Below are 5,833 nucleotides of genomic sequence, written 5' to 3'. Positions count from 1 at the left end.
CGCAGCTCGCCTCCGCGCTCGCCGCGCACGGCCTGCCGCCGCTGGCGTTCGCCCTCGCCGTCCTGCTCGCCCTGGCGGCCCTGGCGACGGCGCGCACACCCCGCTAAAGCTTGGAGATCCCATGACGTTCCGGCGGTTCTGCGGGCGGTCCTCGGGTGGAAGGAGACACCTATGAGAATCGCACTGTTCGGAGCGACGGGGATGGTCGGCAGCCGCATCGCGGCCGAAGCGGTGAGCCGGGGCCATGAGGTGACGGGGTTCAGCAGGTCGGGCGGGGAGCTGCCCGGGGTCAGCGGCGAGGTGCTGACCGTGGAGAACCCGAGCGACGTGGCGCGGGCCGTCGTCGGCCATGACGTCGTCGCCTCGGCGCTCGCGCCGCCGCGGGACGGCACCCCGCCGACCGCGCCGTTCCTCGCCGCCAACGAAACCCTGGTCGAGGGCCTGCGGGCCGCGGACATGCGGCGGCTGGTCGTCGTCGGCGGGGCCGGCACCCTGGAGGTCGCGCCCGGCGAACGCCTGGTCGACACGCCCGACTTCCCGAAGGACTACAAGCCCGAGGCGCTCGCCCACGGCGAGGTCCTCGACTACTACCGCACCGTCGGCGACCTCGACTGGACGTACATCTCGCCCGCCCCGAAGATCGGCCCCGGGCAGCGCACCGGCGAGTACCGGCAGGGCGCCGACCAGGTGATCGGCGACTCGATCTCGGCCGAGGACTACGCGATCGCGTTCGTCGACGAGCTGGAGGACGGCGCCCACCCGCACACCCGGATCTCGGTCGCCAACTGAGCGGAAGACGAAGACCGGCCCCGGAACTGGAGGATCCGGGGCCGGTCAGGTCGAGAGGGCGCGGGTCGAGAGGGCGCGTCAGACCTTGCGGCGCGCGCCGAGACGGACCAGCACCAGGCCGACGCCGAGCAGGCCGAGGGCCAGGTCGAGCTGGGTCTGGGAGTCCGAGCCGGTCGCCGGGAGCTGCTTGAGGTTGGCGGCCTTGACGTAGACGAGCCCGCGCACCTTGGAGCGGGAGCTGTCGTGGTTGTTGGTCAGGTTCGGCTCGTAGGTCGACGTGCTCGCCTGCGCCGCGTTGACCACGACCGCGCCGGGCTGGACCGCTTGCGACGCCTGGACCTGCAGGTTGAGGGTCTGCGTCGCACCGGGGCTCATCGAGCCCAGACCGCAGTTCACCGAGGTCTGGGAGCCGCTGATCACGCAGGAACCGTCGGCCTGGGTGATCTGGACCATCTTGTTCTTGCCGCCGACCACGCTGATCGGCGCGTTCACCGTCACGTTGTTGGCCATCGCGGGCCCGCTGTTGGTGACGTTGACCGTGAACTCGTAGGTGTCACCCGGGTTGATCGTGGTGGGCGCGTGCGTGTTGACGGCCAGGTTGGCGGTCTGCGCGATCTGGCTCGCCGGGAACGGGGCGGTGACGGTGCCGCCGTTCCAGTTGATCGTCGCGGTGGAGGTGACCGGGGCGCCGGGCGCCGCGTTGTTGTTGACCTGCGCGGTGATCGCGCCGGTGGAGACCTGCCCGCCGTTCACCGTGCCGAGCTGGCAGATGACCTGGCCCGGCGTGGTGGGCGTGGTGCCCGCCTGGTACACGCAGTTGCCCGTGCCCGACACGAACTGCATCCCGGCCGGCAGCGGCGACTGGAAGACCACCGCGGGCGCGGGCGAGGTGCCCGAGTTGGTGACGGTGTAAGGCCAGGTGTAGGTCTTGCCGGGCATCAACGGGGCCCCGGGGCCGCCGGTGTTGATGGTGATGTGGACCGGCGCGGCCTTCTTCTTCTTTTTCTTGTGCTTGACAGGCTTCTCACGCTTGGCCTGCGACCAGACGGGACCGTCGGCCTGCGCCGGCGCCGAGAAGGCCACAGGTACGAACCCGCTGACCGCGATCGCCGCGACCACGGCGATGACGCGCCCACTAGGCCTGAGCGAATGGATCATTGAACGGCCCCCCGAACTACGCTGAATGAACTGGTATCCGTTGTAGTCCGGGAATGGGCGTTCTCCGTGCCGCCACGGCGCGGAGCAAGATCCAAGCTTCGCTAAAGGATCATGAATCAGCGGCGGGCCATCGCCGTCATCACATGGCCCATCAGCGAGATGAGCACCTGCTTGCTGGATTCGCGGCTGCGGGCGTCGCACGCGACGACCGGGATCTCGGGGTCGAGGTCCAGCGCGATCCTGATGTCGTCGGCCGTGTAGGTCTTGGCGCCCTCGAAGTTGTTCACCGCGATGATGAACGGCAGCCCGCGCCGTTCGAAATAGTCGATCGAGGCGAAGCAGTCGGCGAGCCTGCGGACGTCGGCGAGCACGACGGCGCCGAGCGCGCCCTCGGCCAGCTCGTCCCACATGAACCAGAAACGGTCCTGGCCCGGCGTGCCGAACAGATACAGCACCAGTCCGGTGCGGAGGGTGATCCGGCCGAAGTCCATCGCGACCGTGGTGGTCGACTTGCGCTCCACCCCGGTCAGCTCGTCGACGCCGATGCTGCGCTCGGTGAGCTGTTCCTCGGTCCTGAGCGGTCGCATCTCACTGACCGAACCGACGAGCGTGGTCTTTCCCGCGCCGAACCCGCCGGCGACAAGGATCTTGACCGCCAGCTCGGCCTCAGAGGGCCTGGAGTCCATGGATTACCTCTTCGATGATCCTGCTGTTGGGGAACTGCGCGACGCTCCCGGGGCGGCGCGCCGCGAGGCGGCCGTCCGCGAGGAGATCGCCGAGGAGGATCTTGACGACGCCGACCGCGAGGTCCAGTGTCGCGGCCAGTTCGGCCACGGTCAGCGGGGTGCGGGAGCCGTCGAGGATCGCCTCGTGTTCGGGGGACAGAAGCAGCGAACCGTACTGCGGTTCGGCCGCGCACACCACGAGTGTCATGAGATCGAGATCTGATCCCGCCGGGCGGGTGCGCCCTCCGGTCAGCGCGAAGGGCCGCACGACGGGCCCCGCCTCGGCATCGAGCCACTCGTGTCCGGTCATCGGGCCTGCGCTCCTTCACGGGGTCTGGCCGACAGGTGCCGGCCCACCCTGGTCACGAGCATGGCCATCTCGTAGGCGATCACACCGACGTCGGCGTCCCCGTCGGTGAGGACCGACAGGCAGGCCCCGGAGCCCGCCGCGGTGACGAACAGGAACTTGTCGTCCATCTCCACGATGCTCTGCCGGACCGCCCCGCCCCTGAAGTGCTCCGCGGTGGTCCTGGCGAGGCTCTGGAAGCCGGAGGACAGCGCCGCCAGATGCTCGGCGTCCTCCCGGACCAGGCCCCGTGACGCGCCGATGACCAGGCCGTCGGCGGACAGGACGATGGCATGTCTGACCTGTGCGATCTGGTTCACCAGGCTGTCGAGCAGCCAGTTGAGATCGCCCGGCTCTGTCACGGATTCTCCTCGGGTAGGGCGGCGGACTCGGTACGGCCACGCTGCCAGCCCTTCTGCATCGCCGACATCCGCATCCGCAGATCGTCCGGTGATCTCTCGGGCTGGTCGGCGATGAGCCGGGACGGCTGGGTGGTGCCGGTCGAAGGGGTGGTCTTCCGGCGGCGTTTGGGCAGGTCCAGATGGGTCTCGCCGGTCGCGGGCGAGGTCTGCGGCTCGGCGGTGCGCGCCGCGGCCGACACCTCGACCAGCGCGAACGCGGGCTGCTCCGGCTCCGGCTCGGGCAGCCGCGGCTCGGTGGCGGGCTCGGCCGTCACCAGCGACTGCGGCAGGTACACCACGGCCGTGGTGCCGCCGTAGGGCGACGGCCGCAGCGAGACCCGGATGCCGTGCCTGAGTGCCAGCCGCGCCACCACGAACAGGCCGAGCCGCGCGCTGTCGCTCAGATTGAACTCCGGCGGCGCCGCCAGCCGGGCGTTCAGCTCCTCGAGGGTCTCCTGCGGCATCCCGAGCCCGCGGTCCTCGATCTCCAGCACATAACCGGAGGCCACGCCCTGCCCCGACACCTCGATCTGGGTGTCGGGCGGCGAGTACTGCACCGCGTTCTCGATCAGGTCGGCGAGCAGATGGATCACGTCGGCGACGGCGGGCCCGACCAGCGCCCTGCGCGTCATCGGCAGCACCTTGACGCGGGTGTAGTCCTCGACCTCGGACGCCGCGCCGCGCACCACGTCCATCAGCGGGACGGGCTTGCGCCAGCCGCGGCCCGGCGTCTTGCCGGACAGGATGACCAGCCCTTCGGCATGCCGCCGCATCCGGGTGGCGAGGTGGTCGAGCTGGAACAGCCGCGAGAGCTCCTCGGGGTCGTCGGCGTCGCGCTCCATCTGGTCGAGCAGGCTGAGCTGGCGGTGCAGCAGCGCCTGGTTGCGCGAGGACAGGTTGACGAAGACCTCGCTGACGCCCTTCATGGTCTGCGCCTCGTGGTGGGCGGCCTGCAGGACCGCGGTCCGCGCCGACACGAACGAACGGAAGATCCGCTCGATCTCGGTGACGCTGAACTGGACGTCGGGGGTGCCCGGATCGTCGACCCGCTCACCCGCCCTGACGCGCGCCGCGAGCACGGGGAGCTGGTCGCGGGTGAACCCGCCGACGGTGTCGGCCAGCGCCCGGGACTCGCGGATCAGCCGCCGGGCGACCCGCCACGCCACCACGATCGAGACGATCACCGCGACCAGGCCGAGGCCGGTGCCGCCCGCCAGCCTGATCAGCACGCCGCCCGCACCGGACTGGGCGCGTTCGGCGATGCCGTCGACCGCCTTGTTCTCCAGGTCGAGCTGGACGGTGTTGACCCGGGCGGCGACGTCGTCCCACTCGTACTGGGAGACCGAGCCGCCGTCGATGGCGAGCCGTTCGAGCGCGGTGAGCCGCCGGTAGTCGGCGCCGGCGCGCAGGACGCTGTACCGGTCGAAGTCGCCCTTGGTGAGCTGCCTGAGCGTGTCGTCGTACAGGTATTCGCGGGTGCCGGCGGACCGGGCGATCTCCTCGCGGTCCCAGGCGTTCAGCCGGCCGGTCCTGCCGTCGTGGGCGAGCCGTCCCGCCATCAGGGCGTCCACCCGGGAGGTGTTCTCGCGGGCCTGGCCGAGCGAGGTCAGCAGGTCGATGTCGCGTTTGACGTCGGCGGTCGGGGAGCTGACCCCGCGGAAGATCGTGTAGCCGTCGGCGATGAGGGCGTTGTAGTTCTCGTAGACGCCCTTGCGGTTCTTGGTGGTCCTGACGAGCTGCCGCAGCGACGGGAGCCCGCCGAGATCGCGGGAGAGGGTCGCCAACATGCCCCGGACCGTGGGCGACAGGGTGGCGGGCAGACCGGCCACGACGGTGGAGTCGTCATAGGCGGTGCGGGCCTGGTCGGTGGCGGTCCGTGCGGCTTCGAGCCGGGCCGCGCCCACGGTCCCGGTCATCGCGCCGAGCGACGTCCGCCGCTCCGCCTGGAGGGCGTTGATGAGGCGCTGCGTGGGCTGGACGACAAGCGTGTTGGTCTTGTCGGCGTTCGCCAGGCTCGCCCCGGTGTTGTAGGTGCTGAACGCGGTCAGGCTCCACAACAGGATGAGTGCCGCGATCGGCACGGTGATCAAGGAGACGATCGCCGTTCTGATCGGCTGACTGCGGGTACGGCGCATCCCGGCAGGCCTCCGGTTGTTCTCTGATCAGCGGGGTGACGAAAGGGAATGTATCGCACAAGACGGGAACCGAAGGGGACTACCCTTTAGGCGTGACCGAACTCCCCGAAGTGTCGACCGAAGCGCTGCCCACCCGGCGGCGCGCCGGCCGCCGCGGCGGCCGACACCGCGGCGGCTCCTTCACTCTGCCTCCCGACTCCCCCACCGTCGTCCTCGCCGGCGCGTCCGACGAGGTGATGGCCGAGCTGGCCAGGAACATCGAGGCCGCCCATCCCGGCG

6 protein-coding genes and 1 pseudogene are annotated in these 5,833 nt (G+C 70.5%); 2 read left to right on the top strand and 5 right to left on the bottom strand.

Translation table 11 applies throughout. The annotated features are described in order from the left end of the window. Positions 1-171: 171 nt before the first annotated feature. Entirely contained in the window at positions 172-789 is a 618-nt protein-coding gene (locus ACYVE7_RS27825) for an NAD(P)-dependent oxidoreductase (RefSeq protein WP_460368688.1), read from the top strand. Between the two features lie 78 nt (positions 790-867). Here ACYVE7_RS27825 and ACYVE7_RS27820 read toward each other — a convergent pair whose 3' ends face one another. The 5 genes from ACYVE7_RS27820 to ACYVE7_RS27800 all read right to left on the bottom strand — a co-directional run bounded on the left by ACYVE7_RS27820 (position 868) and on the right by ACYVE7_RS27800 (position 5,500). Beyond that, on the bottom strand, positions 868-1,947 hold the full coding sequence (locus tag ACYVE7_RS27820) for an LPXTG cell wall anchor domain-containing protein (RefSeq protein ID WP_460368686.1): 1,080 nt from the start codon (positions 1,945-1,947) through the stop codon (positions 868-870). 116 nt (positions 1,948-2,063) lie between these two features. Further along, the gene (locus ACYVE7_RS27815; RefSeq protein WP_460368684.1) at positions 2,064-2,633 is read right to left on the bottom strand and encodes a GTP-binding protein; all 570 of its coding nucleotides are present in this window, start codon (positions 2,631-2,633) and stop codon (positions 2,064-2,066) included. Then, positions 2,614-2,982, bottom strand: coding sequence for a DUF742 domain-containing protein (locus ACYVE7_RS27810; protein ID WP_460368682.1), 369 nt, complete (start codon positions 2,980-2,982; stop codon positions 2,614-2,616). Before ACYVE7_RS27810 ends, ACYVE7_RS27815 begins: the two co-directional genes overlap by 20 nt. Further along, complete coding sequence (locus ACYVE7_RS27805; RefSeq protein WP_460368680.1) at positions 2,979-3,380, bottom strand: roadblock/LC7 domain-containing protein; 402 nt, start codon at positions 3,378-3,380, stop codon at positions 2,979-2,981. The genes ACYVE7_RS27810 and ACYVE7_RS27805 overlap by 4 nt, the downstream gene beginning before the upstream one ends. Beyond that, positions 3,377-5,500 (bottom strand): sensor histidine kinase, encoded by a 2,124-nt coding sequence (locus ACYVE7_RS27800; RefSeq protein ID WP_460368689.1) that lies wholly within the window; start codon positions 5,498-5,500, stop codon positions 3,377-3,379. Before ACYVE7_RS27800 ends, ACYVE7_RS27805 begins: the two co-directional genes overlap by 4 nt. Positions 5,501-5,646: 146 nt before the next feature. Here ACYVE7_RS27800 and ACYVE7_RS27795 point away from each other — a divergent pair. Continuing rightward, positions 5,647-5,833: pseudogene (locus tag ACYVE7_RS27795) on the top strand (hypothetical protein); the annotation flags it as partial.

This window comes from Actinocorallia lasiicapitis (genome assembly GCF_054778695.1).
This window is presented reverse-complemented; position numbering and strand designations above follow the sequence as displayed.

Coding starts and splice junctions, on each gene's coding strand:
- ACYVE7_RS27825 (WP_460368688.1), top strand. CDS start 172: ATGAGAATCGCACTGTTCGGAGCGACGGGGATGGTCGGCAGCCGCATC.
- ACYVE7_RS27820 (WP_460368686.1), bottom strand. CDS start 1,947: ATGATCCATTCGCTCAGGCCTAGTGGGCGCGTCATCGCCGTGGTCGCG.
- ACYVE7_RS27815 (WP_460368684.1), bottom strand. CDS start 2,633: ATGGACTCCAGGCCCTCTGAGGCCGAGCTGGCGGTCAAGATCCTTGTC.
- ACYVE7_RS27810 (WP_460368682.1), bottom strand. CDS start 2,982: ATGACCGGACACGAGTGGCTCGATGCCGAGGCGGGGCCCGTCGTGCGG.